A 25,261-nucleotide genomic window follows, 5' to 3' on the forward strand; every position below is an offset into this window, starting at 1 on the left:
CGAGCTATTTGTGCCACGAAAGAGGGCTTGCGCCTAGCGCAAAGTATCTTCCGTCAACCCTTTGACTAGATGGGGTTTTCTGGCCGGTTTTCAAGGCTTCTGACGGCTGATTTCGGGGGCTGCAAAAAGCCCGATTCGAAGGCGTGTTCCGGCGCTGAACGGCGTGGTTTTTGCGGGCTCGGGAGAGTGTTCCGAGGCGCCTTTTGAGGCACGCGCATGCCTTCACTATGCCCGGGCTTGTCTCGGGCATAGTGACCGTTGCCATGCGGACCGAAGAACGTGGATGGCCGGGCCTTCGCCTCGCCGAAGCGGCTTCGGCCGCGCAGGCGGGACAAGCCCGGCCATGACGATGCAGAGAGAGCAGGAGCGCAGCAGCCTCAATACATCTGCAGCGGCAGCACGTCGCCGCTTGGGCCGACCAAAAGGCCCCAGGCCTCGCCCGCTGCGACAGTCAGTGCTTCGGTGCGGGCGGGCTGCCCGGGCATGCGCAGCGCGTACTGGTACTTGCCGGGAGGCAGATCGAGCATCGGGCCTTTCGGCGATCGCGGGCCGCCGGCCCCGGCAGCGATCTTGACGGTCTGCTTGTTGATCGTCAGCGAGGCCTCGCTCGATCCCATATTGCCAAGCATGACCCTCGCTAGTCCCTCCTTCGGCATGATGTCGGCCTTGACAGCGACATCCGGATTCTTCTGCGCCAGATTGACCGTGGTCTCGCCTTTGGTACGGCCGAGTGTGAGCACAGCCGGGCCTTGCGGCGAGGTGAAGTCGAGCTGCGCGCGTTCTGCCGACGCGGTCGCGCCGCCGGCCTTCTCCTGCCAGCCGAGCTTGGACAACTCGGCACGGTAGAACGAGAGGACGTCCGGGAGCGGCGCGGGGATGCTGGCTGTCAGCTCCCGGCGCAGCGGTGCCTCGCCGCCGGGTACCTTTGTGGTGGCATAAGATTTCGACGAACGCTGCGTCGGCACGGGCAGTTGAGACTCAGCATCGGGCTGGAGCGGCCCGGAGGATTTGGCCTGCACTTCCTCCGCAGCGGCCGCAGGCTTGGCTGCTTCCGTCACCAGGCCAGATCCGTCGGCGCGGACATTCACCTTCGGCCCCATCTGCATCACGGTCATCGAGATCGACTTGCCGCCCTTGGCGAATTTCATCACCGCCATGTTGGGCTGGTTGATGACGGAGGGCTGCTCCTTCCAGCCCGAGCCTTTCAGCGTTGCACGGTAGAAGGTGCTGAGCGCCTTCACGCTCGACGCCGAGGAGAATTCCAGCCGGCCATCGCCGCCCTCGAATTTTATGTCCTCGGCGTTGTCGGGCAGCGGCACCGGTGTCTTGCTGTCGGCGAGCACATTGAGCGGCGCATCGGACAGGGAAGTCGCCTGCGTCTTGCGCCTGGCCTCATCGGCAGCAATGAGCTGCTGGGCAGCACCCAAGGCATCGCCGAGGAACCTCGCATCGGCCTCCTTCTTCGCCTTGGCGCGGGCGGCAAGCGCTGATTCCTTCACCTGCGCGGTCAGGCTGATCATGGTGAAATCATACTTGCGGCCGAGCCGCAGCACGCCGGTCTCTTCCACCGAGGAGATATTGATCGCGACATCGTCGCTGGGCGCGAGCGGTCCCTTGCCATCCTCCTGCCAGCCGCGCGCGGCGAGCTCGCGACGATAGAAGGCGAGCACCGCGGGCAGCTCGGCCATCGCGGCCGCCGACATCTCGCGCTTGTTGGAGCTCGCGCCGCCGAGGCCCCGCGCAGACTTGGTCGGCTTGGGGCGCGGCAGGCCGGCCATGTCATCGTCGGCCTCGAGCTCTTGGGGCAGCGCGAACGGCGCCACCCGGATCTCGACATTGGTGCGGCCGTCGTCGCGGCGCATCAGGGTCAGCATCACCGGCTTCTGCTTGTAGAACTGCGTCGTGTCGCCGCCGGGATGGTCGTAGAAGGCGCGCACGCCGTTCGGGACGGTCTCGCCGAGATCGGCGTTCGGCCAGCGTGACGCCGTCTCGGCCGTGAGCCTGCGCCATCCCATGGCGGCCATCTCGCTCCCGAAGAAATCGGAGGTCGCATCCAGCGCGCCGGGCGCGATGCAGCCGAGATAGGGCCGGGTCTCGTCGAACACGAGCTCGGTCGCGCCGTCCGGAAACGGCACGTTGGAATAGATCCGGTTCGGCGTGTAGGACACGGCGGATTGGCCGCGGGTCTGAGTGAAGGAGGCACGGAGCCCCTGCCGCCCCTTCTTGAAGACCAGCGCGGAGCTGTTCTCGTCCAGCGGGTACACATAGGGCACCCAGCCCTCCGCGCTCAGCAGCTTCTTGGTGGTCTCCGACGCGGCGGCAACCCCGCCCGGCAGGGCGTATGTCACACGATGAGTGTCCGCCCGCGAGGTGTCCTCCACCGCGCCGTCCGGCCGCGGCAGGGTACGGACGTCGACGATGCCGTCGTCTGCCGCGCTCGCGTGACGGGACGTGCTCGCCATCGCGAGAATGCCGCAGGCAAGGAGCAGCCATCTTGCCGGGGCTTGCGCCCCGCGCCGGATCATCGGCATCGTCAGAACTCCTGGATTTGGCGCGGCGTCATGCCCGCGCAATTGCAGGCTGCGGCACCATCGGCGCGGCCTCAGACCAGAAGTCGCGGCAGGAACCGGGCAGGTTCAACAGGCGGCGCGGGCGAACAGAAGGTGGAGCTCAATACAGCTGGAGCGGCGGCCACACCGCTCCGTCGCGCCCGACCGCGAGCTCCCAGGTATCGCCGGCCGCGACGGCGAGCGTGTTCGTGGTGGTTGGACGGCCACGCGCGCTCAGTTCGTAGGAATATTTGCCGGGCATGAGGTCCAGCGCGACGGCGTTGGCTCCGGCGAGGCGCGGGATGGTCCGCTCGTTGATCGTGAGCACGGCCTCGTTCTCGCCGATGTTGCTGAACACCAGCTTCGCTTTGCCTGGTTCAGGCAGCACGTTCGCGCGTGTCGCGACATCCGAATTCTTCTGCACGAGATGCACCGAGGTGCTGCCGCCATCGCGGTCGAGCTGCAGCGCTGCCGGCCCGATCGGGGAGACGAAGGCGAGGCGCGCGTGATCGGCGGTGACCACCGCGTCTTCCTGCCGTTCCTGCCAACCGAGTTTTCGAAGCTCGCTGCGATAAAAAGTCAGGACGTCACCGAGCGTTGCGGGCACGCGGGCTTCAAGCCTGGTCCGGAGCGGAGCTTCGATGCCGGGCATCACCGTGGTGTGGATTCCGCGATAGCTGTAGCGGGTCGGCGCAGGCAGCCTGGCAGCAGGGTCCAGCGTGAGCGCGGCCGAGAACAGCGGCGGCAGGTTCGATACGAAGGCGCCGGCGCTTGCCGCGAGCAGGCAGCTTCCGAAGAGCGCGAGGCCGCACGCAATGAGTTGCCATCGTGCCGGAGCTTGCGCTCCACGCCCCACCGTCGCCATGCTCATGCTCCAAGGATGTCGCGCATGGCTGAAATCCCGCGCGATGGCCGCATCTTGCAGCCTCAAGCAGCTAGTCGCGGCCGGAAACGGTCGGGTTCAACCCGGAGGCCTAGCGTCGGGACGAGACCTGTCCGCTCTCGACGTCGAAGACTTCGCCTCCAGCGCCGATCTCGGTGAAGGCGGCCGGATCCGCGCCGGTCAGCCACACTTGCGCGCCGAGCTTGCGCAGCTCGTCGAACAGCGCGGCGCGCCTGCTAGGATCGAGATGGGCGACGACCTCGTCGAGCAGCAACAGCGGCACGATGCCGGTCATCTCGGCGACCAGGCTCGCATGCGCCAGCACCAGCCCGATCAGCAGCGCCTTCTGCTCGCCCGTGGACGCATCGCGCGCGGGCATGCTTTTCGGCGCATAGATCACCTGGAGATCGGTGAGGTGCGGGCCGTCGGTGGTGCGGCCGGCGATGGCATCGCGCGGACGGTTGTCGCGCAAGATCTGGCGATAGCGGTCCTCGACCGACGTCGCCGTCTCCGTCAGCAGCGCGTTCTCCATCCAGCCGTCGAGCGCGATCTGCGCCGAGGGAAAGGCGGAGGCCTGCGCGCGCGCATTGAGCATGCCGGTGAGGCGCGCGGCGGTCTGGCCGCGCGTTGCCGCGACCGCGACTGCAAGCTCGGCGGTCTCGCGTTCGATCGCGTCACACCAATGGTCGTCGTAGTTGCGGGTTTCGAGCAGGCGGTTGCGTGAGCGTAGCGAGCGTTCCAGCGCGTTGATGCGGCTGGAATGCTCGCTGTCGATCGCCAGCACCAGGCGGTCGAAGAAGCGCCGCCGCTCCGAGCCTGCGCCCATGAACAGCCCGTCCATCGCCGGCGTCAGCCACACCATGCGGATATGGTCGCCGAAGGCGGCCGCCGAACCCACCGGCTCGCGGTCGATGCGGCAGCGCCGGCTCACGGCGGCGTCAGCGCGTGGCGCATCGATGCCGGTGCCGAGCGTCGCCAGCCCCAGCGCGCCTTCGACTTGCGCCGAGACCGCCCAGGAGCCGTCGCCCTGGTTGTCGGCGACGTCTTCCAGCGTCGCGCGCCGCAGGCCGCGTCCCGGTGACAGGAACGAGATCGCCTCGATGCAATTGGTCTTGCCGGCTCCGTTCGGACCGACCAGCGCCACCATGTCGGCCGCCGTCTCGAGCCCCGCCGCCCGATAATTGCGAAAATGCGTCAGCGTCAGGCGATGAATGCGGGAGGGGGTCATGAGATCCGTTTTCCGTCATGCCCGGCCTTGTGCCGGGCATCCACGTTCTTGGCTCCGAAGACGTGGATGGCCGGGACAAGCCCGGCCATGACGATGTAGTGACAGGTATGGATGCCGGTAGGTCTCACACCCGCATCGGCATCAGCACGTATAGCGCGCTCTTGTCGTCGCGGTCTTGCACCAGGGTCGGCGAACCGGGATCGGCGAGCCGGAGTGTTGCGACGTCGCCTTCGATCTGGGAGGCGATGTCGAGCAGGTAGCGGGAGTTGAAACCGATATCGAGGGCGTCGGAGGCGTATTCGACCTCCAGCTCTTCGGTCGCGCTGCCGGAATCCGGATTGGTCACCGACAGCACCAGCTTGCCCGGCGACAGCGACAGCTTGACCGCGCGGCCACGCTCGCTCGAAATCGTGGAGACGCGGTCGACCGCGTTCTCGAAGTCCTTCTTGTCGACGACGAGCTCTTTGTCGTTGCCCTGCGGGATGACGCGGCCGTAGTCGGGGAAGGTGCCGTCGATCAGTTTCGAGGTCAGCACGACATTGCCGATCGTGAAGCGGATTTTTGCCTGCGACAGCTCGATCGTCATCTCGGCGTCGGTGTCCTCGATCAGGCGCTGCACCTCGCCGACGGTCTTGCGCGGCACGATCACGCCGGGCATGCCCTCGGCGCCCTTTGGCTGCACCAGATCGAGCTGGGCGAGGCGGTGGCCGTCGGTGGCGACGCCGCGCAAGGTCGCGGCCTTGGGCGTGCCGGCGGCGTGCAGATAGATGCCGTTGAGGTAATAGCGGGTCTCCTCGGTGGAGATCGCGAACTGGGTGCGGTCGATCAGCCGCTTGACGTCCTTGGCGGCGAGCGAGAACGAATGCGACATGTCGCCGGCGGCCAGATCCGGGAAATCATTCTCCGGCAGGGTCTGCAGCGTGAAGCGCGAGCGGCCGGCGCGGATCGCCAGCACCGCGCGATCGCCGTCGGCTTCGAGCACGATCTGCGAGCCGTCCGGCAGCTTGCGCACGATGTCGTAGAACATGTGCGCCGGCACGGTCGTGGAGCCCGCGGTCGCGGTTTCCGCCGGCAGCGTCTCGGTCACCTCGAGGTCGAGGTCGGTCGCCTTCAGCGACAATTTGGCGTTCTCGGCCCGGACCAGCACGTTGCCGAGGATCGGAATCGTGTTGCGGCGCTCGACCACGCGATGGACATGGCCCAGCGACTTCAGGAGTTGCGCGCGTTCGACCGTAACCTTCATTGCACTACTCGCCCGATCCCAAAGAAAACACTGCGTTGGAAAAGCCGGGCGGCGGGACGCGCGCCACGGCACCGAAGACCCCGGAAAGCCCGATCATCCAGCCGATATGACCAAAGCCGCCAAGGTCGCGCAAGGTGGCTCGGATGGCCCCCGGATTCAAGGGATAGGGGACCAGTTCCGCACGATTCCCACGATTTACCGCTCAAAAGAAAACCACCGCCCCAGGCGTGGCCGGGACGGCGGGAGAATGGCGGGAGCTTAGGCTTCTATTCCTGAAGCTGGCGCTTCAGCGACTCCACTTCCTCGGACAGCGCGGTGTCCTTGGAGACCAGGGCCTCGATCTTGCGCACGGCGTGCAGCACCGTGGTGTGGTCGCGCCCGCCGAAGCGGCGGCCGATCTCTGGGAGCGAGCGCAGGGTCAGCGTCTTGGCGAGATACATCGCTACCTGGCGCGGGCGCACCACGTTGGCGGTGCGGCGCGAGGAGAGCAGGTCGGAGCGGCTGACATTATACTGCCGCGCCACCACGCGCTGGATGTCCTCGATCTTGATCCGCTTGGGCTCCTGCGGCCGGACCAGGTCGCGCACCTCGTGCTCCGCCATCTCCAGCGTCACCGGCCGGTTGTTGAGCTTGGAATGCGCCAGCAGGCGGTTGATCGCGCCTTCGAGGTCGCGGCCGTTATGGGTGATGGTGCGCGCCAGATAGAGCAGCACCTCCTCCGGCACCTCGAAGGTCGCATGATGGGCGCGGGCGGCTGCGACGCGCGATTTGAGGATGCCGTGGCGCAGCTCTTCGCCGAGCGAGCCCATCTCGACCACGAGGCCGCCGGCGAGCCGCGAGCGGACGCGGTCGTCGAGGCTTTCGAGATCGGACGGCGGCCGGTCGGCCGCGATCACGACCTGGCGGCCGGCGTCGATCAGCGCGTTCAGCGTGTGACAGAACTCGGCCTGGGTCGATTTGCCCTGCAGGAACTGGAGATCGTCGATCACCAGCACGTCGATGCCGCGCAGCGCTTCCTTGAAGGCCAGCGCCGTCTGCGTCTTCAGCGCGGCGACGAAGCCGTACATGAATTTTTCCGCGGTGAGATACAGCACCTTGCGCTCGTTGCCGGAATTGCCGGCCCAGGTCACCGCCTGCAGCAGATGGGTCTTGCCGAGCCCGACCCCGGCGTGGATGTAGAGCGGATTGAACATGACAGGATCGCCGCGGCGACCTTCCGCGACCTGACGCGCAGCCGCATGCGCCAGCGTGTTGGAGCGGCCGACGACGAAGCTCGCGAAAGTCAGGCGCGGATCGAGCGGCGAGCCGCCGAGGGCGTCGTGATTGGCCGACACCGGCGCGGTTGCGGTCGAGCGCAGCTCCGGCGTGGGCATGCGTCGCGTCTCGACCGGCGCGGGGGCTTCCTTCGGCTGCATCACCGGGCGCACGGCCGAACGTACCGTGAGGTCGATGCGATGCACTTCGGGCATCTCGGCCTGCCAGCACGACAGCACGCGCTCGGCATAATGGGCCTGAATCCAGCTCTTCAGGAACCGGGTCGGTACCGAGAGCCGCACGCTCTCATCCTGCACGCCTTCCAGATCCATGCGCGCAAACCAGCTCGTGTAGACGTCTTCGCCAACGTTCGAGCGCAGCCGGCTCTTCACGCGTGACCAGCGATCCTGTTCCATTGTCATCGTCAAAAAACTTCTCTTGAGAGATAAGGTTGCGTTGTGAGCGCCATGCAGGGGATCCCTGGTCACGGCGCGACCTCAAGCGAGTCCATCGTCAGACATAGCTCGACCGTTCGGCGGATGCGCCGCGGTCAGATCAGCGATGTCGGAGAAGGAGAGTTCGCGAGGTCAGCGCGTACTCGACGCGCCTTCGCATGTGGGAGGCTGAACGCTGGACGGATCGGAGACGGCATCGTTGAACGATGGAACTTGTGTCAATACCGCGTTGAATCCGTAGGACATGATACCTCCCCGTCCTGCCGTGATCGCTCACGGCAAGGTCCTGCGTGTGAAAGACAGTCGCTCACGTCGCGAATGTCCCGCCCGTCGTACTAGTCGTCCGCTCGGCTTCGCCATCGCTCGTGCCGGGGTAACTTTGCGATGTCCGTGCGCCTCGCGAGATTGGGATCGCAAGATCCCGCTTGGAGACGTTCAGACAAAGAGCTACCATTCCCATATTGCTATGGGTTTTTGATCCGACATTCGCTTTTTGAAGCGTCGCCTACGTGCACACCGCCGCCGATTTGCACGCTCGCCCCGTTTCCTAAACCGCGCTGGTCTGAAGATCGTGGGCGCCGCTGACACCTAAGGAATACACTAAGCGGAAAGACTCGCAACGAATTGATTCACACTTGAGCCTCCAAAAAAACTTGACGTCGGTTAACGCCGCACGCGACTTGTGCACAGGCTTCGGAGCAAGTTTCTGGATTCGTGCACAGAATCGAAGATGCCGCGCCCTATGTGACGATTCTCCGCCACCGCCGAAATTTTTTAACAAATTCGTCATGCACCCCGACGCGCGGGTGAATTTTCCAAACGCTTGCGATCGCTATGCCGATAAGTGATTAGCGAGACATCGTTTTTTGAGTCTCATTTCACAGGGTAACTCCCGACCGATGTGCGGACCTGGGAATCTACGGTGTGTAGAACTTTCGTCGCCGGCGGATTCAATTCGAGCCCGCGCCGCAGGGGCTTTTGCGACACACGGAAAGTTTCCGCTGTTGCAAAACATCGGCAGGTAGAACTACGGAACGAAACATAGCGCAGGCGGAGGGTCGACCGCGGTGTGACGCGTGCGCGAACATGACAGGCAACAAAAAAGCCCGGCGCGCTGCCGGGCTGTTTGACGCGTGTGATGTTGAATTGATCGTCGATCAATCCGTCGCCGTTGCTTGACGATCTTACTTGGCGAGCTTGGCGATCTGCGCGGTGAGCCGCGAGACTTTGCGGCTGGCGTTGTTCTTGTGAATGATGTTGCGCTGGGCGGCGCGCATCAGGGCGGGCTCGGCATTCGCCAGCGCCTTCACGGCAGCGGAGCGGTCGCCGGTCGCGATGGCTTCTTCGACGTTACGCACGGCACCGCGCATCTGGGTGCGGCGCGACTTGTTGACGGCGGTGCGGCGGGCGATCTTGCGCGTCGCTTTCTTGGCGGAGGTGGTATTGGCCATGGTCTCAATATCCTTTGCGGGTACCGGTCGCGTCTTGGTCGGGTAGCGCCGGCTTGCTTGACCGCGTAATCGACGCTCGGATTTAGGGTGTTCGGTTGCTGGGCTGTCCCCGGAACATGAGCGACAGCCTTGCGGCTGTCTCTGAGGCCCAAAGAGCCTCTAAGCTCAAGGCGCCTGCAACTGCTCAAAGAACAGCGGCGGCAGGATTGCGCCCGCCGCCAGTTGGCGCCCTTATAGAGAGGGTCTTCGGCACCGTCAACGCTTTCCCGGCTGGAAAAGCGGCCTCGGGGGCTCTCCAAGGGGCGTCGTAACGCCCTGAAGAGGTTGAATTTATGCCGTCTCCCGGCTATTGGCTGGCGGCGTTTTGTCGGCTTCTCCGATCGGACGACCATATAGGGTGAGGCATGATCCGCGGCTTTTTCCGACTGATTGGGCTGTTGCTGCTCGCCGGCGGGTTCATCTTCATGGTCTATGACGGCGCCCGCTGGGTGGCCGACCAGACCCTCAGATTCACCCGGTTCGGCCAATTCTGGAACGACATCAATCAGGCCAGCCAATCGGCATTCCGCACCTGGGTCGAGGCCAAGGCGCCCTGGCTCTGGACCTCGGTGATCCGCCTGCTGCTGGATCAGCCGGTCTTCGCCGTCCTCGGCATTCTCGGCATCCTGCTGATGATCCTGTTCCGCCCGCGGAAACCGCTGATCGGCTATTCCCGGGATTGAGCTATCAATTCCCGCCGGGATTGATCTTCAATTCCCGCCGGGATCGATCGCGAGGCGTGCGGCGTAACAAGGCTGCCCACGCCAGCGTAGATCCCTATATTCCCACCTGATCGCGAGCACGCCGCCCGAGCATCTGGCTCAGGCGACGGAGAGCTCGTTTCGCGGAGATCCGATCATGCTGTTCATGCGCAAGACCACCGCATTGCCGAGCGCAGCCGAGGCGCTGCCCGGCCGTGCGCAAGCGATTCCGACCGCGACCACCCATTTCGTCAACGGCCGCAAGCTGCAGCCGCCTTATCCCGCCGGTTTCGAGCAGGCGGTGTTCGGGCTCGGCTGCTTCTGGGGCGCCGAGCGCAAGTTCTGGCAGCTCCGCGACGGCATCTACACCACCGCCGTCGGCTATGCCGGTGGTCACACGCCGAACCCGACCTATGAAGAGACCTGCTCGGGCCGCACCGGCCACACCGAAGTGGTGCTTGTCGTGTTCGATCCGAGGAAGGTCTCCTACGAGACATTGTTGAAGACGTTCTGGGAGAGCCACAACCCGACGCAAGGCATGCGCCAGGGCAACGACGTCGGGACGCAGTACCGAAGCGCGATCTATACGTTTAGCGACGCGCAGAAGAAGGCGGCTGACGAGTCGAAGGCGCTCTATCAGAAGGCGCTCACAGCCAAGGGCCTCGGCGCCATCACCACCGAGATCGCGCCGGCAGGCGAATTCTTTTTCGCGGAGGATTACCATCAGCAATATCTGGCGAAGAATCCCGCCGGCTATTGCGGCCTCGGCGGCACCGGCGTGTCCTGCCCGATCGGCGCCGGTGTGAGCGCGTAAGTAAGTAGCTGCAGACTCGTCATGGCCGGGCTTGTCCCGGCCATCCACGTTCTTGGTGCCGCAAGAGACGATCGTGGATGCCCGGGACAAGCGCGGGCATGATGGAGTGTGGGGCCGCCGTCGCGTCCGTTTCGTCGCGCCCGCGCCCCCCTCAACGCTTTGTTAACCATAACCGGTGCATCACTTAACCCGTCTCGTTTCGAGGGATTTGGTCCGGTGCCGGTTGCACGCGCGTTTCGATGGTCGATCTTGGCAGCGTCACTGGCAGCGTCCGCCGCGCTGACACTTGGCGGCTGCATGCAGACCGCCGGTCCCGACGCGATGATGCAGCCGCGCGCCGATCTCGACTCCATGGCCTATGGCCAGCCCTACAATGCTCCACAGCCGGTCGTCATTGCCAACGGCGGCGGCGCCATCGGCGCGCTGACCAATTCCTTCGCTCCATCGCCTGCGCCGATGCCTGTCGGCTACGCCGTCCCCATGGCGGCACCCGTACGCTACGATGCCTCCTATCACCTCGACGCCGGCGACAAGCTTCGCGTCGTGGTCTACGGCCAGGAAGGTCTCACCAACAGCTACGCCATCGATGCCGGTGGTTCGATCACGATGCCGCTGATCGGCGGAGTGCCCGCACGCGGTCGCACTCCGGCAGGGCTCGCCGGTGAAATCGCCGCGCGGCTGCGCAACGGCTACATCCGCGAGCCATCGGTCGCTGTCGAGGTCGAGTCCTATCGCCCCTTCTTCATTCTCGGCGAAGTCACCGCGCCCGGCCAATATCCCTATGTGCCGAACATGACGGTCGAGAGCGCGGTCGCGATCGCCGGCGGCTTCTCGCCGCGCGCCAAGCGCGACGTCGTCACCGTCACGCACACCGAGAACGGCGGCTCCATGCGCGCCGTGGTGCCGCTCGGCACCCCCTTGAACCCCGGCGACACCGTGTTCGTCGGCGAGCGCTGGTTCTAGATCCCGCGAACGCCGTTGGGCATGCGCGCGAATGGTGTGGCCGACCGTGCGTGTCCGTCCGCTTAGGGAGTTGCCTCTTTCAACTCCTCGGCGCGCGTTTGGGAGCTGCCGAATCTCTGCAAGATCCAGCCCGCGAACTGCTTGTGGTTCGCCTCTGTGGCGCGAGCGAGTAGCCAGGCAACCAAATTCGAGATGACGATCGCAGTTGTGAACGTCATCCATAGCGGGGACGGCATAAGCCCCACGACGATCTTCACGATGGTATAGTGGACGAGAAAAAGGGTGTACGAATACCCGGCGAAGAACTCGACCACAGGCCTGGCCCGCAGAAGCCAGTTTTGCCCTTGTGCGGCGACCGCAAGGCTCACGAACCACATCGCAAAGTAAGGTTGCGCCGCCAGCGCATATTCGTCGCCCCGCACATGCGCGACGCGCCACCGCCAGAACAGAAAAAATGACAAGACTGCGCAGGCGACGGTCGTAAGCCGATCGATCTTCATGTTGATCGCGATGAAGTAGCCGCCGAAGCCGAGTAGCCAGAGCGCAAAAAGGCTGTGCGAGGCGTTCGGCCTCTCTGCAAAATGGAATAGCGGAAGGGCGCCAGCTGCGATCGCCAGCAAAAGGCCGGCAATTCGGTTGCGTCCCCTGCACAGGAAGAACAGGCCGCCGACGAAGAAGTAGATGTGAAACTCGATCGCGAGCGTGCCCAGCTGGCCTGCCGAGCCGAAGGCCCCTCCGCCCCACTCGCCCGGGTAGCCCTGCAACATCAGCAGGTTCCTGAAGAAGCTGGTCAGGCTGTCGAGCTGAAACGACGGCAAGCCGAGCGTGAACGCGACATAATCCAGCGCTGCGATGAGGAAGAGGGCCGGGGCGTAAGCTGAATAGATGCGTGCGACGCGCTCGACGCAATAGTTCAACAGAGAGTAGCCGGCGGACTTGGTTCGGTAGTGAAGGGTATAGGCTATCACGAAACCAGAGAGGACAAAAAACAACAGAACGCCGATCTCTGGGACGAGCGTCGGCTCGGCTCCGCCGAATTGCGCGAAAGTCCAATTCCAGGCGTGTCCAACGCACACCATCTGGGCTGCCAGCGCGCGGAGAAGATCGAGGAGCGTCGACGTGTCGTTCTTCGTCCGGTCAAAGCTGAACATCTTCGAAGACATTTCCGTGCTGACGGTCACCGATCTCGCGCAAAAGCTGCGTTAGACCTTACACAGCTTGGGGTCCATTGCACACTCTGCCATCAAGTTTTGGTTGAGCATGGTTTACCATCGCGACTTATCAGCTCAGGCCCCTCAGACGCGGCGCTCTTGTCCAGCCACTCACCTTCGAAAATCCAGCCGTCCGTCCGGAAAGCATCCGTCGATCCTATCAGCGTCGACCACGCGCCCGACCCATGGCCGTGTGATCGCCGGCGTGGTCAGGTTGATGTATTTTCCGATCAGGCGTCCCGCGCCGTCGCGCGCGGCGTCGATCAGCCCGTGCCGGCGTCCGTTGTCCCAGTCGAAGCGCAGGTAGATCCGGCTCCCAGCGATGCGGATCTCCGCGCGCCCCTGTTTCCACTTATCCTGGGTATCGCCGGCAATGGTCGGATCGGCGCCGCCGTTCCAGCGGCTCGCCCAGCGGCCTTCGAGCGGATCGGATGGCACTGCGATCACGGCCCACGCCGCCGAGTTGCCGTCGGCGGCATCGCCGGGCAGCGTGGCCGTCGCGGCATAATCCAACACCTCGCAATCATCGGGTGAGGGAACATCCATGGTTCCGAACGGATTGCGGATGACGAGGTGCGTGATGGCCTGCTGCATGGCGATCTCCGGCGTAAGTTGGCTTGACCAGCCAGCTCTATCGCCGGGCGGCAGGATGCAGCCACCCGATTTCTGCTCTGAGGGATCCGCGCCCTATTTCAGATGCTTCGCGAAAAAGTCCATGCTGCGCGGCCAGGCGATGTCGGCGCTGGCCTTGTCGTAGCTGGCGCGTTCGTCGCAATGGAAGCCGTGCTGGGCGCCGGGATAGACGAACACCTCGACGTCCGGCCGCTTCGACTTGATGGTCTCGACGTCGGTCAGCGGGATGCCCGCATCCTTCTCGCCGAAATGCAGTTGCGTCGGCACCTTCGGTGTCTCCTCGGCAAAGCGCACGACCGCGCCGCCGTAATAGCCGATCGCAGCCTTCAGTCCCGACAGCCGCGTCGCCGCGACGAAGGCGATGCTGCCCCCCAGGCAAAAGCCGATGATGCCGACCGGACCCACGCTCTTCACCGCATCGATCGCGGCCTGGGTGTCGCGCAGCATCGCGGCCCAATCGGGGCTGGCGACGAACTTGCGCGCTTCGGCGATCTCATCGGGCGAATAGCCCGACTGGAAGCCCGGCGTGGTGCGGTCGAAGATCGACGGCGCGATCGCCACGTAGCCTTCCCCGGCGAGGCGGTCGCAGACCGAGCGGATGTGGTGATTGACGCCAAAGATCTCCTGGATCGCCACCACCGCGCCCTTCGGCGTGCCACCGGGATCGGCGCGATAGGCACCGAGCTGGAAATTGTCGGAGGCCGTCAGCTTGATGTCTTGTCCCACGCGGGTTGTCCTTCTTGGTTGATCGTCCGAAATTTCAGCTCTCTCCCCTCATCCTGAGGAGCGCGCTCTTGCGCGCGTCTCGAAGGATGAAAGCCGAGGTGTAGCAGCGGGGCCTTCATGGTTCGAGACGGCGCTTCGCGCCTCCTCACCATGAGGGGTGAGAGCTGCGCCTCACTCCCACATCCAGTTCTCGCCGTAATCCTCCTTCCATCCTGCCAGCCGTCCGTGACGGAATTGCAGGAACAGGCGGTGGCGGTACGGGATCAAGCCGCTGCCGCCGACGCTGCGCAGGGCGAGATAGATCTCGTTGCCGGGGCGTCCGCGTACATAGTGCAGGGGTTGCCTGAGGGCACGGGCGGTCTGCTCGGCATCCATGCCGAAGGCGAGCGGAATGTTGTTCGACAAGGTCGTGACGAAGGGCTGGCGCGCCGGCACCGCCCCGAAGGGTTCGGCCTGCGCTGCCGACAACAGCGCCGCCATTGCGCCCGTCGCGAAGATCGCTCGCATCATGGTCTCGCGTCCCTGATTGCCTATGCCGGCAAGTTCTTCAGGAAAGGCTCGACCGCGTCAACAAAAGCCTTGGGCTGATCGATGTTGACGGCGTGGCCGGCCGCGGGGATCACGACCTTTTGTGCGCCCGGGATTTTTGCCGCCATGTAATCGGACGCGGCGAGGAACGGGGTGTCGTCGGCGCCGACCACGATCAGGCTGGGTACCTTGATGTCGGGCAACAGCTCGATCACGCGCGCATCCCGCTGGGTCAGCATGCCGCGCGCAGCCAGCGCCAATCCCCTGGCGTCGCGATGACTGGCAGTGGCGCGCTCGCGCGTCGCCGATTTCAGCATGTCGAGACCTTCGCGATCGAGCCTGTCGGCGGTGCCGAGCGCCCGCGCATTCCAGGCCTCGCGCGCGTCGTCCTTCTTGAAGCCGGGGCCGGTGTCGATGATCAGCAGCGCGCGGGCGCGTTCCGGATAGGCGCGATAGAACGCCAGCGACATGTAGCCGCCGAGCGAGAGACCACCGATGATGGCACGCTCGGCGCCGACGGCATCGAGGATCGCCGCCATGTCGCCGACCGTCAGCGCTTCGCTGTAGGCGTTGGGATCATCGGGATAATCGGACTGGCCGTGGCCGCGCATGTCCCACAGGATCAGCTGATGGTCCTTTGCGAGCGCGTCGATTTGCCCGTGCCACATCGCCGAGGTCGAGGAATAGCCATGGGTGAGCAGCAGCGGCGGCCCGTTGCCGTGAACTTCGTAATAGATCCCGACACCGTCCCGATCGATCCTTGGCATTGCTTCCGCCTCTTTCGTTTTTCATCCCGGTGACGGCCGGCGTCCGCGGTTCACCTCTCCCGAGAGGAGGGAAGGTAAGCGCCTCGCAATGGCTTCACCTCACTTGGTCTCAGTCTAGCCCGCTAAGTTACCTGGAAGAAACTGCCTGAACGCGATTGCACGCATGTCCGATGCCCGCGCTGTTGCGTTCAGTGGCTGCGCCGGCGCCATTGGCGCAGCGCACAACGAGCAAGTGCAGAGGTGGCTTTTTCGACTCGTTCCAAATTGCATTTGCCACCGCACCCGAACCCGATCATTCTTGCGGCCAAGGCTGGCGCCGGCCCGGTGGGCGTCCGCCGTTCAAGTTGCCGCCGTAAGCGGCTTCATGCACCGGCAGGGGAAGACGCCTATGCCAACTCTCACCATCAACGGGCGGAGTCTGTCCGTGGATGCGGCGAACGACACGCCGCTCCTCTGGGCAATCCGCGAGCAATTGCAAATGACCGGCACAAAGTTCGGCTGCGGTGCCGGGCTGTGCGGAGCCTGCACCGTGCACGTCAACGGCGAAGCCGTGCGCTCGTGCCAGACCATGGTCGGCGATGTCGCCGGCAAGAAGATCACTACCATCGAAGGCCTCTCCGCCAAGGGCGACCATCCCTTGCAGAAGGCGTGGGTCGCCGAGCAGGTGCCGCAATGCGGCTACTGCCAGTCCGGGCAGATCATGCAGGCGGCGTCGCTGCTGTCGAAGAATCCCAATCCGACCAAGGAAGAGGTCGTGGCGCATATGGACGGCAACCTCTGCCGCTGCATGACGTATTCGCGGATCCAGAAGGCGATCATGCGGGCTGCCACCGAGATGCGCACCGCGTCCGCCTCCGGCAACGAACGGAGGCCCACATGAACAAGCACATCAAGAACGTCATGCCCGAGACGACCGATCTCAGCCGCCGCTCCTTCCTCGTCGGCACCGCCGCGACCGGCCTCGTGCTCGGCTATGCCGGCGTGCCCGGCATCGAGTCCGCATCGGCTGCGGCTCCTGCCAGTTTCGAGCCGAGCGTCTGGTATGCGATCTCGCCCGATGGTCTCGTTACCGTGACCTGCGGCAAGGCCGACATGGGCCAGCACATCGCCTCCACCATGGCGCAGATCGTCTGCGAAGAGCTTGGCGCGAAATGGAGCGATATGCGCGTGCAGCTCGCCTCCAACGACCCGAAGTTCAACGATCCCGTGCTGGGCGCGCAGATCACCGGCGGCAGCTGGTCGACCATGATGAACTTCGACGCCATGAGCCGGGCCGGTGCGGCCGGACGCATGGCGTTGACCGAAGGTGCGGCCGCTTCCATGGGCGTGTCGGCTTCGGAGCTTGTGGTGCGCGATTCCGTGATCTCGCATCCGAAGTCGAAGAAGCAGATGTCGTTCGCTGATGTCGTCAAGAGCGGCAAGGCGACGAAAACCTTCACGCCGGACGAGCTCAAGGCGATCAAGCTGAAGTCGCCGGATCAATACACCATGATCGGCGTGTCGGTGCCGCAGCTCGACATCCCCTCCAAGACCAACGGCACGGCCAAGTACGGCATCGACGTGATGCTGCCGGGCATGGCCTACGGCGCGATCGTCACCCCGCCGGTGCGCTTCGGCGCCACGGTGAAATCGGTCGACGACAGCGCCGCCAAGAAGGTGCCGGGCTTCATCAAGGCCGTCACCCTCGACGACAAGACGCAGACGACATCGGGCTGGGTCGTCGCGGTCGCCAGCACCTATGCCAACGCCAAGAAGGCGGCGCAGGCGCTGAAGATCGCCTATGACGGCGGTCCGAATGCGAAGGTGTCGAGCCAGTCGCTGCTCGATGAGGCCAAGCGGCTTCAGAAGTTGGAGGATTCCGGCCAGTTCTTCGTCAAGGACGGCGATCCCGCAGCCGCCTTCGGCTCGGCGGCCAAGGTGGTGGAGGCGGAGTACACCACCAGCATCAACATCCACGCGCCGATGGAGCCGATGAACGCCACCGCGGAGTTCAAGGGCGACATCCTGCACATCTATTCCGGCAACCAGTTCGCGACGCGCTCAGGTGCGATCGCGGCGGGCGCTGCCGGGATCGATCCGAAGTTCGTGGTCATGCACCAGATGTGGCTCGGCGGTGGCTTCGGCCGCAGGCTCGATGCCGACATGATGATCCCCGCCGTGCAGGCGGCGAAAGCGGTCGGCAAGCCGGTGAAGGTGATCTATACGCGCGAGAACGACATGACGATGGATTTCTCGCGTCCGCTCACCTACCAGAAAGTGAAAGCCGGCGTGGACGGCGACGGCAAGCTGACAGCGCTCAGCCACGACGTGGTCTCGGCCTGGCCGACCGCCCGCTGGGGAATCCCCGATTTCCTGACGCCCTCGGTCGACAAGAAGGGGCCGCTCGACAGCTTCACTGTCAACGGCGCCGACTTCTTCTACACGGTGCCCAACCATTATGTGCGCGCGATCAAGAACGAGCTCGCGCACAACGCGACGCCGTCCGGCCAGCTCCGTTCGGTGGCACCGGGTTGGACCTTCTGGGCGGTCGAAAGCATGATCGACGAGATCGCCGCTGCGACCGGCAAGGACCCGGCCCAGTTCCGCATCTCGCTGCTCGACGGCGCCGGCAAGAACGACGGCGGCGCGCAGCGGCTGCGCAACACGCTGCTCGCCGCGATGGGCCTTGCCGGCTACGGTAGCCGCAAGCTGCCGAAGGGTGAGGGGATGGGCGTCGCCTGCGTGTCGTCGCAGGAGCGCGCAAGCGCGAGCTGGACGGCCTGCGTCGCCCATGTCGCAGTGGCTCCCTCGGGCGAGGTGACCGTGAAGAAGCTCACGGTCGCAACCGACGTCGGCACCCAGGTGCATCCCGACAACATCCGTGCCCAGGTCGAGGGCGCGGCGCTGTGGGGCCTGTCGCTGGCCTTGTACGAGAAGGCGACGCTGAAGGACGGTGGCATCGAGCAGACCAATTTCGACAGCTACACGCCCTTGCGCATGAGCCAGGTGCCCGAGGTCGCGGTCACCGTGATCGCCAATGGCGAGAAGGCCACCGGCGTCGGCGAGCCCGCGGTGACGGTGGTCGCGCCCGCCATCGGCAATGCCATCTTCAACGCAAGCGGCGCCCGCGTGCGGGCACTGCCCATTACGGCGGAGGCGGTGAAGGCAAGCATGAAGGCGTAAGGACGCGATTGCGCAATGAGATCATCCGCCGGGGGGCAGCCTCCGGCGGATTTGTTTTGGTGGCTGTCTCCCCAATCTCAATGTCATGCCCGCGAAGGCGGGCATCCAGTACGCTGCGGCTTCTCGGTTCCGGCCGCACCGTCCCGGCTTACTGGGTCGCCCGGTCCCGGTTCGGCCAAGACTACGCCGCGGCTTAAACGGCTGCTTGGCGCGCCGAAGCTTTAGCGAAGGCGGCAAGCCGGGCGACGACAGCCGAGAGTGGGCAAGGGCGTTCAAAATTTCCTTTTGTTATCAATGCCCGCTCTACTGTGCATGGGGTTGTTTTCGCAAATTTTGCAGGTCGGCCTCCTGGAGCCCAAATCCGTAAAATTGCGCACAATTCCAGAAGGTTCCATTGAGCACGCCTCTTAAGGGCCGGAGAACCTGATCCGGCTTAGGCTTGGGGCCAAATCCAGTCCCATGCCTTGGGGAAGTCATGAACGCGCCAGCCAAAACCGCCGCCAAACGCCGGCTTCTGCTCGCCTCCGACCGGAGCGATGCGAGCAGCGAACTCGCCAGCATCCTGAAGGCGGTCGGCGACGTCTCGATGGTGACGACGCAAGGGATTCCCGAGCAGCCCTCGCGCGATCTCTCCGGCCTCGTGGTCGACATCAACCTGCGCTCGCCCGAGAGCGTGCAGCGGGTGCGCAACAAGCTGCGCGGTGATGCCTATCGCGCGATGCCGCGGCTGTTCGTGCTCGCCGATGCCCTGCATCACGGCACCATGCAGGCCTGGGCGCTGGGCGCCACCGACACCATCTCGCGGCCGCTCCAGGCGGACGCCATCCTCCAGCGCATCCGCGCCGCCTTCCCCGACACCGCCGCCTATGACGCGACCGACCGCGGCAAGACGCTCAACCGCGGCGTCGAGGCCGCGCACGCGGTGCTGGCGAAGATGTTCGAGAAGCTGCCGCTCGGCGTGCCCCTGACCTTCGACGACGTCATCGCCGCGGAGAGCAAGATCCTGAAGGCGATCAAGCACTCCTCGCTGCGCGAATGGCTCACCACGGTGGGCTGCCACCATGTCGGCAGCTACCGGCACTGCCTGTTCGTCACCGGCTTCGCCGTCTCCTTCGCGCAGCATCTCGGCATGCGCGAGGACGACCAGCGCCGCCTGACCCGCGCCGCGCTGCTGCACGATGTCGGCAAGGCCTTCGTTCCCTCCGCGCTGCTCGACAAGCCCGGCAAACTCACCGACGAGGAGATGTCCGAGGTCCGCCAGCATCCGCGCCGCGGCTATGACGCGCTCGCCGCGCAAGGCAGCTTCCCGCCGGAGATGCTCGACGTGATCCTGCATCACCACGAATTCCTCGACGGCTCGGGCTATCCGAACGGCCTGTCATCGAACCAGATCAGCGACATCGTGCGTCTGACGACGATCGTCGACATCTACGCGGCCCTGGTGGAGAAGCGCGCCTATCGCATGCCGTTCACCCACTCGCGCGCCTTCACGATGATGGAAGGCATGGGCGGCAAGCTCGATCAGCAGCTGCTGCAGGCGTTCAGGCCCGTGGCGCTGGGGTCGTTCTGACAATAGCCTGTCATTCCGGGTTCGCGCTTCGCGCGCCCCGGAATGACATTCCTTCACCCCACCATCTTCCTGAGCTCCGCTTTCGCCACCTTTTCCAGCGTCGAGCGCGGCATGTCGTCGACGAGCCTGATCTCGCGCGGCACCTTGAAGTCGGCAAGGCCGTTGCGGCAGGCGGCCATCACGCGCTCGTGCAGATCTGGCGCAGCGCCCGCGACGCCGCCATGCGGGATGATGAAGACGACAGGCACCTCGTCCAGCATCGGATGTTTCTTCGCCACCACGGCCGCCTCGCGCACGCCCGGAACCACCGCGATCACCTGCTCGATCTCGGAGGCCGCGACGTTCTCGCCGCCGACCTTCAGCATGTCCTTGGCACGGTCGCCGAACTTGATGAAGCCGTTCGCAAGCCGCTCGACGCGGTCGCCGGTGAGGAAGAAGCCGTGCGCGTCGAAACTCTCGCGCGTCGCTTTTTCGTTGTGCAGATATTCGGCGAACAGCGACAGGCCGGGGACGCCCTTGATCGCGAGATTGCCGGTGCCGCCGATTTCGGTCGGCCGTCCGTCGTCGTCGGTGATGCGGATTTGATATTCCGGCGCGGCCCGCCCGATCGACATGGGTATGTTCGGCTGGTCGACCTCGCCGACGATGCCGTGGGTGATGGTCTCGGTCATGCCCCACCAGCCGATCATCTTGATCCCGAAGGCGGCGAAGGCCGGCGGCTCGTTGATCGCCGTGCCCCACAGGCGGAAGCTGTGGTCCTTCGGGATCTCCTGCTCGAGCAGCGCCTTCATGCAGAACGGAATCGTCGAGGTCCAGGTCGCGCCGTGCTCGCGCGCGACGCCCCAGAACCGGCTGGCGGAGAAGCGCGGCTGGATCACGCAGGAGCCACCGACCCACAGCGTCGCCAGCATGGAGTAGGCGAGGGCATTGGTGTGGAACAGCGGCAGATAGGTCTGGTGCACGTCGCTCGCATGGAGGTCCTCGTGCGCGGCGTTGATCTTGGCGCCCCATAGCGCGTTGGCGTGGGTCCACAGCACGGCCTTGGGGCGCGAGGTCGTGCCCGAGGTGTACTGCACGCTGCACGGCGCCAGTGGATCGGCCGCGCGCCTGGGGCGGTCGGCACTGTCGGCGAACAGGGATTCAAAACTGTCGCCGCGCGAGACGCCGTGCACGGGCGCTGCGCCGGCATCATGCGAGGTCACCGCCATCCAGCCTATGTTGCGGCAGTTCTGCGCGACGATCTCGGCATAGGCCGGCTGCGTGATCGCGGCGACCGCGCCGCAATGATCGGCAAAATACGCGATCTCGGCCGGCGCCGAGCGGGTGTTGGTGGTGACTGCGACGGCCCCGAGTTCGACGCAGGCAAACCAGGCCAGCAGCGCCTCGATGCAATTGTCGAGATGAATGAGCACGTATTCGCCCGGCTTCACGCGGCGCCGTGCCAGCCCCGCCGCGAGCGCACCGACCCGCTCGTGAAACTCGCCATAGCTCCAGCGCCTCGCCAGCGCATCGAACGGCGCCCAGATCAGGAATGGATGATCACGCCGCACTTCGGCGCGCATCCTCAGGAGCCAGGGTACGTCTAGGCCATCGAATGGGCTGACGATCCCGGCTGCGGTCTGTTGAACTGACATGGCTCCTCCCCGTGCAGCCTGCATCTTGATGGCGGCTGCCTTTTGATGATTGCGTCTTCCTGCCATCGGATGAAGCGGGGAGCAAATGAGGAGATGGCGCGCGCTGGGCAGTGACAGCGTGCTCGTTCTCTCCTTCGTCATTCCGGGATGGTCCAAAGGACCAGATCCGGAATCTCGAGATTCCGGGTTCGGTGCTACGCACCGCCCCGGAATGACGGAGCCTAATTCTCGTACGATGAAATCTCGATCAGGCTCCCATCCGGGTCACGGCAATAGACCGAGCGCAGCGTGCCGCGCGCGCCCTGCTTGAGAACCGGGCCTTCCTCGATCGCGACGCCGTGTGCCCGCAAATGCGCCACCACCTCGCCAGGCGAAGCCGAGGTGAGGAAGCAGAGGTCCTCGCTGCCAGCGGTCTGGTGATCGGCGGTGAACCACTCCACCTTGTCGGCATCGCGCGGCCGGACGTTGATCTTCTGGTTACCAAAGTGAAGCGAAGTCCGCGGCGCTTTGCCGCCGCCGGGGTCGAATACCTTGACTTCCATGCCGAGAATCCTGCCGTACCACTCGGTGGTGGCCGCGACGTCGGAGACATTGATCACGAGATGATCGAGAGCTTCGATCTTGACCACCATGCCTTATCCTTTCGTCGTGATGCGCCCCGCGCACTTTCCGCCTGCGGCAAGCTTTGTTACAACCGCGCTGACTCGATTTTCAAGACATCCGGCTTTCAATAACAACACTGGGAGAACCCTCGAGATGATCACTCGCCGTACCGCGCTGGGCCTGCTCGCCGCCAGTCCGCTTGCAGCCACCCCGCTGTCGAAGGCCCTTGCCGCCGATTATCCGGCCCACCCGGTGAAATGGGTGGTCGGCTATCCGCCGGGTGGCGCCACCGACATCCTGGCGCGACTGATCGGCCAGCGGCTTTCCGAGAAGCTCGGCCAGCAATTCGTGATCGAGAACAAGCCTGGTGCCGGCAACAACATCGCCACCGAATCGGTCGTTAATGCGGAGCCCGACGGCTACACGCTGCTGTTGGTCAATCCGGCGAACTACATCAACAGCACGCTCTACAAGAATCTCAAGTTCAACTTCGTGCAGGACCTCGCGCCGGTGGCCTCGTTCCAGCGCGTGCCGAACGTTATGACCGTCAACAAGGACGTGCCGGCGAAGACCGTCGCCGAGTTCATCGAATATGTGAAGGCCAATCCCGGCAAGGTGAACATGGCCTCGTCCGGCAACGGCACCTCGGTGCATCTGTCCGGCGAGATGTTCATGGCCATGACCGGCTGCAAGATGCAGCACGTGCCCTATCGCGGCGCCGCGCCTGCGATCACCGATTTGCTCGGTGGCCAGGTGCAGGTTATCTTCGACAATATGCCCTCGATCATCCAGCACATCCGCTCCGGCGCGCTTCGTCCACTTGGGGTCACCACGGCGCAACGCTCATCGCAATTGCCCGACGTGCCGACGATTGCCGAGACGGTGAAGGGCTACGAGGCTAGCGCGCTGTTCGGTATGGCCGCGCCGAAGAACACGCCAAAGGAAGTCATCGCCAAGCTCAACAGCGAGGTCAACGCGGTCCTGAAGGAGCCCGACATGACCAAGCGTCTGGTCGAGCTCGGCGGCGACCCGCGGGTGCAGACGCCCGAGGCGTTCGGCGAGGAGATCAAGGCCGAGACCGAGAAGTGGAAGAAGGTCGTCGAGTTCGCCGGCCTGAAGGTCGAGTAGCGATCTTGTGATAGCCGGAAAATGGAGCCCTGCCGCATGGCAGGGCTTTTTTCTTGCGTGCTTTGTTCGGTTGATCTGGAATAAAGCGGCGCGGCGAAACCTGATGATAGATGGCGCCGTATCTCGTGCCGGCCAAAGAGGAGTGATCATGCGCAAGACGCAATTGGTGCTGCTGACTTTCGGTGCGGCGGTCCTGGCTGGTTTCGCCACCATCACGCCCGCGGCCGCCCGTGACTATCCGTGGTGCGCCCAGGGCGGTGAATATGACTATCCCGGCGAATGCGCCTACAGCACCTATGAACAATGCCAGGCCAGCGTGTCCGGCCGGCTGCTGTACTGCGATCGCAATCCGCGCTTCGCCTACGGTCAGGGGCAGCCGGCGCAATCGCGGCCGCAGCGGCGTGGGCGGCCCGTCGCTCCGTATTGAGGGCAGAGCGGTTTACCGCTTCGCGTCCGCCTGTTCCATGCCGGTACACGAGATCAGCATCGTGTAGGCGCGGGCGTTGGCGGCGATGTCGGCAGTCTTCAGTTCCCCCTTGGGCTCCGCGGTCTGGTAGGGCACCACGGAGTTGTCGAGGAAGTCGCGCAGCGCGCCGGTCTTGATGGCGAAGTTGATATTCTCCGTCAGCTGCCCGGTTTCCTTGATCATCCTGAGCGCGTTGAGCTTTGCAACGACGATGCCTGCGACTTGGCCGGACAGGTCGAACAAGGGACCCCCACTGTTGCCCGCTTGAATCGCCGCGCTGATCTGCAAACGTCCGGTGTGATTGCGGAAGCCGCTGAGTGAGCTGACGATTCCCGTCGTCACGGTCAGGTCGGAGGAGAGATAGCCGTGCAGCGGGAAGCCGATGGCCACCACCGAGTCGCCGGAGTGCATCGAGCGGTCCCTGATCTTCGCAAAATCCTTGAACGCTGCCGTTGACGGCGCCTGCAGCAGCGCGAGATCGTTGGTCGCGTCGCTGGAGACGACGCGCAGAACCATCGCGGCCTCACCGGCGAGATTGCCCTTGATATCCCCGGTGCAGCTATCGATCACGTGGCTGTTGGTGACGATATGTCCGTTGGGACTGACCACAAAGCCAGTGCCGGTGAAGGTTCCGGTTCGTCCCGGCTTGGCAGGAGGCGCGCCTTGCTTGTCGCCGGCCACGGCGGGCTTCGCCGCAACCTTGGTGAAGTCGCCGGCCTTGTCGAGCCCGTCGGCCTTCACCTTGCTTGCGCAATTGGCCAATGCCGCGATGACCGGCCCGGTCGATGTCAGGTCGAAATTCAGAACGGCGCGGCCGGCTGTTGCGACCATCAGGCTCGCCTTCTGGAACGTACGCACGACATTCAGCGGCATGATGGCGGTGAGCATGTTGGACTGATACGCCGTCGCGTACAGCCTGGCCTGCTCCCGTCCGTCAAAGGTCACGTCGATCGCGGCGTTCTCGCCCTTGTTGAAACGGTAGCTGGGACTCGCAAAAGCGAGTGACCAGGTGCCGGCGGAATTCTGGCTTACGACGAGGATGACGCCGTTCGCATAAGGCGTCGTCGCGGCGCAATGGGAGAAGGCGCCGGTCTGGTCATTGCTGAATGCGCCGCCGATCCAGTTGCCGATATTGACGCTGCCGAACGGTCCCGCCGCATTGGCGGCTCCGGCAATACCGACCTGCAACAAGGACGCGATGATCAACGACTTAAGCCACATAACAGCCCCCCGGCGCTTTTGGACGGTATCTT

At 64.6% G+C, this 25,261-nt stretch carries 23 protein-coding genes; 8 read left to right on the forward strand and 15 right to left on the reverse strand.

The genetic code is table 11. The features are described 5' to 3' along the window. Positions 1-377: 377 nt before the first annotated feature. From IVB24_RS03645 to rpsT, 7 genes are all read right to left on the reverse strand, one after another. Positions 378-2,531 (reverse strand): hypothetical protein, encoded by a 2,154-nt coding sequence (locus tag IVB24_RS03645; RefSeq protein WP_247772075.1) that lies wholly within the window; start codon positions 2,529-2,531, stop codon positions 378-380. Positions 2,532-2,670: 139 nt separating this feature from the next. Next, the gene (locus IVB24_RS03650; protein ID WP_247772076.1) at positions 2,671-3,414 is read right to left on the reverse strand and encodes a hypothetical protein; all 744 of its coding nucleotides are present in this window, start codon (positions 3,412-3,414) and stop codon (positions 2,671-2,673) included. A 109-nt stretch (positions 3,415-3,523) separates the two neighbouring features. After that, positions 3,524-4,660: a DNA replication/repair protein RecF gene (recF, locus tag IVB24_RS03655; RefSeq protein ID WP_140481682.1), complete on the reverse strand. Its 1,137-nt coding sequence runs from the start codon at positions 4,658-4,660 to the stop codon at positions 3,524-3,526. Positions 4,661-4,784: 124 nt separating this feature from the next. After that, positions 4,785-5,903 (reverse strand): DNA polymerase III subunit beta, encoded by a 1,119-nt coding sequence (dnaN, locus tag IVB24_RS03660; RefSeq protein WP_094976144.1) that lies wholly within the window; start codon positions 5,901-5,903, stop codon positions 4,785-4,787. 4 nt (positions 5,904-5,907) lie between these two features. Further along, a complete protein-coding gene (locus IVB24_RS40000) occupies positions 5,908-6,036 on the reverse strand; it encodes a hypothetical protein (RefSeq protein WP_256471559.1) in 129 nt (42 codons plus the stop codon). 133 nt (positions 6,037-6,169) lie between these two features. Beyond that, positions 6,170-7,579: a chromosomal replication initiator protein DnaA gene (dnaA, locus tag IVB24_RS03665; protein ID WP_094976145.1), complete on the reverse strand. Its 1,410-nt coding sequence runs from the start codon at positions 7,577-7,579 to the stop codon at positions 6,170-6,172. Between the two features lie 1,217 nt (positions 7,580-8,796). Beyond that, positions 8,797-9,063 (reverse strand): 30S ribosomal protein S20, encoded by a 267-nt coding sequence (rpsT, locus tag IVB24_RS03670; RefSeq protein WP_094976146.1) that lies wholly within the window; start codon positions 9,061-9,063, stop codon positions 8,797-8,799. A 404-nt stretch (positions 9,064-9,467) separates the two neighbouring features. On the opposite strand from rpsT, the gene IVB24_RS03675 reads away from it, so the two are divergent. The 3 genes from IVB24_RS03675 (at position 9,468) to IVB24_RS03685 (ending at position 11,580) form a co-directional block, all read left to right on the forward strand. After that, positions 9,468-9,785 (forward strand): hypothetical protein, encoded by a 318-nt coding sequence (locus IVB24_RS03675; protein WP_028133689.1) that lies wholly within the window; start codon positions 9,468-9,470, stop codon positions 9,783-9,785. A gap of 175 nt (positions 9,786-9,960) precedes the next feature. Beyond that, complete coding sequence (gene msrA, locus IVB24_RS03680) at positions 9,961-10,617, forward strand: peptide-methionine (S)-S-oxide reductase MsrA (RefSeq protein ID WP_247772077.1); 657 nt, start codon at positions 9,961-9,963, stop codon at positions 10,615-10,617. A 216-nt stretch (positions 10,618-10,833) separates the two neighbouring features. Continuing rightward, positions 10,834-11,580, forward strand: a complete 747-nt coding sequence (locus IVB24_RS03685) for a polysaccharide biosynthesis/export family protein (protein WP_247772078.1) — start codon at positions 10,834-10,836, stop codon at positions 11,578-11,580. A 62-nt stretch (positions 11,581-11,642) separates the two neighbouring features. Here the strand turns inward: IVB24_RS03685 and IVB24_RS03690 are convergent, their stop codons facing one another. The 5 genes from IVB24_RS03690 to IVB24_RS03710 all read right to left on the reverse strand — a co-directional run bounded on the left by IVB24_RS03690 (position 11,643) and on the right by IVB24_RS03710 (position 15,445). Then, on the reverse strand, positions 11,643-12,761 hold the full coding sequence (locus tag IVB24_RS03690) for an acyltransferase (protein WP_247772079.1): 1,119 nt from the start codon (positions 12,759-12,761) through the stop codon (positions 11,643-11,645). Positions 12,762-12,902: 141 nt separating this feature from the next. Further along, the gene (locus IVB24_RS03695; RefSeq protein WP_247772080.1) at positions 12,903-13,385 is read right to left on the reverse strand and encodes a hypothetical protein; all 483 of its coding nucleotides are present in this window, start codon (positions 13,383-13,385) and stop codon (positions 12,903-12,905) included. 93 nt (positions 13,386-13,478) lie between these two features. Beyond that, on the reverse strand, positions 13,479-14,150 hold the full coding sequence (locus tag IVB24_RS03700; protein ID WP_247772081.1) for a dienelactone hydrolase family protein: 672 nt from the start codon (positions 14,148-14,150) through the stop codon (positions 13,479-13,481). Between the two features lie 171 nt (positions 14,151-14,321). Then, positions 14,322-14,660, reverse strand: coding sequence for a hypothetical protein (locus tag IVB24_RS03705; protein WP_247772082.1), 339 nt, complete (start codon positions 14,658-14,660; stop codon positions 14,322-14,324). A gap of 20 nt (positions 14,661-14,680) precedes the next feature. Continuing rightward, positions 14,681-15,445 (reverse strand): alpha/beta fold hydrolase, encoded by a 765-nt coding sequence (locus tag IVB24_RS03710; RefSeq protein ID WP_247772083.1) that lies wholly within the window; start codon positions 15,443-15,445, stop codon positions 14,681-14,683. Positions 15,446-15,833: 388 nt separating this feature from the next. On the opposite strand from IVB24_RS03710, the gene IVB24_RS03715 reads away from it, so the two are divergent. From IVB24_RS03715 to IVB24_RS03725, 3 genes are all read left to right on the forward strand, one after another. Continuing rightward, positions 15,834-16,325, forward strand: coding sequence for a (2Fe-2S)-binding protein (locus IVB24_RS03715; protein WP_094976153.1), 492 nt, complete (start codon positions 15,834-15,836; stop codon positions 16,323-16,325). Beyond that, positions 16,322-18,607 (forward strand): molybdopterin cofactor-binding domain-containing protein, encoded by a 2,286-nt coding sequence (locus tag IVB24_RS03720; protein ID WP_247772084.1) that lies wholly within the window; start codon positions 16,322-16,324, stop codon positions 18,605-18,607. Before IVB24_RS03715 ends, IVB24_RS03720 begins: the two co-directional genes overlap by 4 nt. Positions 18,608-19,082: 475 nt before the next feature. Continuing rightward, positions 19,083-20,177 carry an HD domain-containing phosphohydrolase gene (locus IVB24_RS03725; RefSeq protein ID WP_094976157.1) on the forward strand — a complete coding sequence of 365 codons (1,095 nt, stop codon included), beginning with the start codon at positions 19,083-19,085 and terminating at the stop codon, positions 20,175-20,177. Between the two features lie 53 nt (positions 20,178-20,230). Here IVB24_RS03725 and IVB24_RS03730 read toward each other — a convergent pair whose 3' ends face one another. Together IVB24_RS03730 and IVB24_RS03735 are read right to left on the reverse strand one after the other, a co-directional pair. Next, on the reverse strand, positions 20,231-21,811 hold the full coding sequence (locus IVB24_RS03730; protein ID WP_247772085.1) for an AMP-binding protein: 1,581 nt from the start codon (positions 21,809-21,811) through the stop codon (positions 20,231-20,233). A 221-nt stretch (positions 21,812-22,032) separates the two neighbouring features. After that, the gene (locus tag IVB24_RS03735; protein WP_094976158.1) at positions 22,033-22,443 is read right to left on the reverse strand and encodes a VOC family protein; all 411 of its coding nucleotides are present in this window, start codon (positions 22,441-22,443) and stop codon (positions 22,033-22,035) included. Positions 22,444-22,567: 124 nt separating this feature from the next. Here IVB24_RS03735 and IVB24_RS03740 point away from each other — a divergent pair, with 124 nt between their 5' ends. Further along, positions 22,568-23,542, forward strand: a complete 975-nt coding sequence (locus tag IVB24_RS03740; protein ID WP_247772086.1) for a tripartite tricarboxylate transporter substrate binding protein — start codon at positions 22,568-22,570, stop codon at positions 23,540-23,542. Positions 23,543-23,690: 148 nt separating this feature from the next. Next, entirely contained in the window at positions 23,691-23,969 is a 279-nt protein-coding gene (locus IVB24_RS03745; protein ID WP_166476571.1) for a DUF3551 domain-containing protein, read from the forward strand. 12 nt (positions 23,970-23,981) lie between these two features. On the opposite strand, the gene IVB24_RS03750 is transcribed toward IVB24_RS03745, so the two are convergent. After that, positions 23,982-25,229: a serine protease gene (locus IVB24_RS03750; RefSeq protein WP_247772087.1), complete on the reverse strand. Its 1,248-nt coding sequence runs from the start codon at positions 25,227-25,229 to the stop codon at positions 23,982-23,984. Between the last annotated feature and the right edge of the window lie 32 nt (positions 25,230-25,261).

Origin of the sequence: Bradyrhizobium sp. 192 (assembly GCF_023100965.1) — a bacterium.
Classification (GTDB): Bacteria; Pseudomonadota; Alphaproteobacteria; order Rhizobiales; family Xanthobacteraceae; genus Bradyrhizobium; species Bradyrhizobium symbiodeficiens.

Bases quoted from the DNA above. Each gene is read 5' to 3' on its own strand.
- IVB24_RS03730 (WP_247772085.1), bottom strand. From the start codon at position 21,811: ATGTCAGTTCAACAGACCGCAGCCGGGATCGTCAGCCCATTCGATGGC.
- IVB24_RS03675 (WP_028133689.1), top strand. From the start codon at position 9,468: ATGATCCGCGGCTTTTTCCGACTGATTGGGCTGTTGCTGCTCGCCGGC.
- IVB24_RS03750 (WP_247772087.1), bottom strand. From the start codon at position 25,229: ATGTGGCTTAAGTCGTTGATCATCGCGTCCTTGTTGCAGGTCGGTATT.
- IVB24_RS03720 (WP_247772084.1), top strand. From the start codon at position 16,322: ATGAACAAGCACATCAAGAACGTCATGCCCGAGACGACCGATCTCAGC.
- IVB24_RS03740 (WP_247772086.1), top strand. From the start codon at position 22,568: ATGATCACTCGCCGTACCGCGCTGGGCCTGCTCGCCGCCAGTCCGCTT.
- IVB24_RS03645 (WP_247772075.1), bottom strand. From the start codon at position 2,531: ATGCCGATGATCCGGCGCGGGGCGCAAGCCCCGGCAAGATGGCTGCTC.
- IVB24_RS03650 (WP_247772076.1), bottom strand. From the start codon at position 3,414: ATGGCGACGGTGGGGCGTGGAGCGCAAGCTCCGGCACGATGGCAACTC.
- IVB24_RS03715 (WP_094976153.1), top strand. From the start codon at position 15,834: ATGCCAACTCTCACCATCAACGGGCGGAGTCTGTCCGTGGATGCGGCG.
- IVB24_RS03705 (WP_247772082.1), bottom strand. From the start codon at position 14,660: ATGATGCGAGCGATCTTCGCGACGGGCGCAATGGCGGCGCTGTTGTCG.
- dnaA (WP_094976145.1), bottom strand. From the start codon at position 7,579: ATGACAATGGAACAGGATCGCTGGTCACGCGTGAAGAGCCGGCTGCGC.
- IVB24_RS03745 (WP_166476571.1), top strand. From the start codon at position 23,691: ATGCGCAAGACGCAATTGGTGCTGCTGACTTTCGGTGCGGCGGTCCTG.
- IVB24_RS03695 (WP_247772080.1), bottom strand. From the start codon at position 13,385: ATGCAGCAGGCCATCACGCACCTCGTCATCCGCAATCCGTTCGGAACC.
- IVB24_RS03725 (WP_094976157.1), top strand. From the start codon at position 19,083: ATGAACGCGCCAGCCAAAACCGCCGCCAAACGCCGGCTTCTGCTCGCC.
- IVB24_RS03710 (WP_247772083.1), bottom strand. From the start codon at position 15,445: ATGCCAAGGATCGATCGGGACGGTGTCGGGATCTATTACGAAGTTCAC.
- dnaN (WP_094976144.1), bottom strand. From the start codon at position 5,903: ATGAAGGTTACGGTCGAACGCGCGCAACTCCTGAAGTCGCTGGGCCAT.
- rpsT (WP_094976146.1), bottom strand. From the start codon at position 9,063: ATGGCCAATACCACCTCCGCCAAGAAAGCGACGCGCAAGATCGCCCGC.
- msrA (WP_247772077.1), top strand. From the start codon at position 9,961: ATGCTGTTCATGCGCAAGACCACCGCATTGCCGAGCGCAGCCGAGGCG.
- IVB24_RS03735 (WP_094976158.1), bottom strand. From the start codon at position 22,443: ATGGTGGTCAAGATCGAAGCTCTCGATCATCTCGTGATCAATGTCTCC.
- recF (WP_140481682.1), bottom strand. From the start codon at position 4,660: ATGACCCCCTCCCGCATTCATCGCCTGACGCTGACGCATTTTCGCAAT.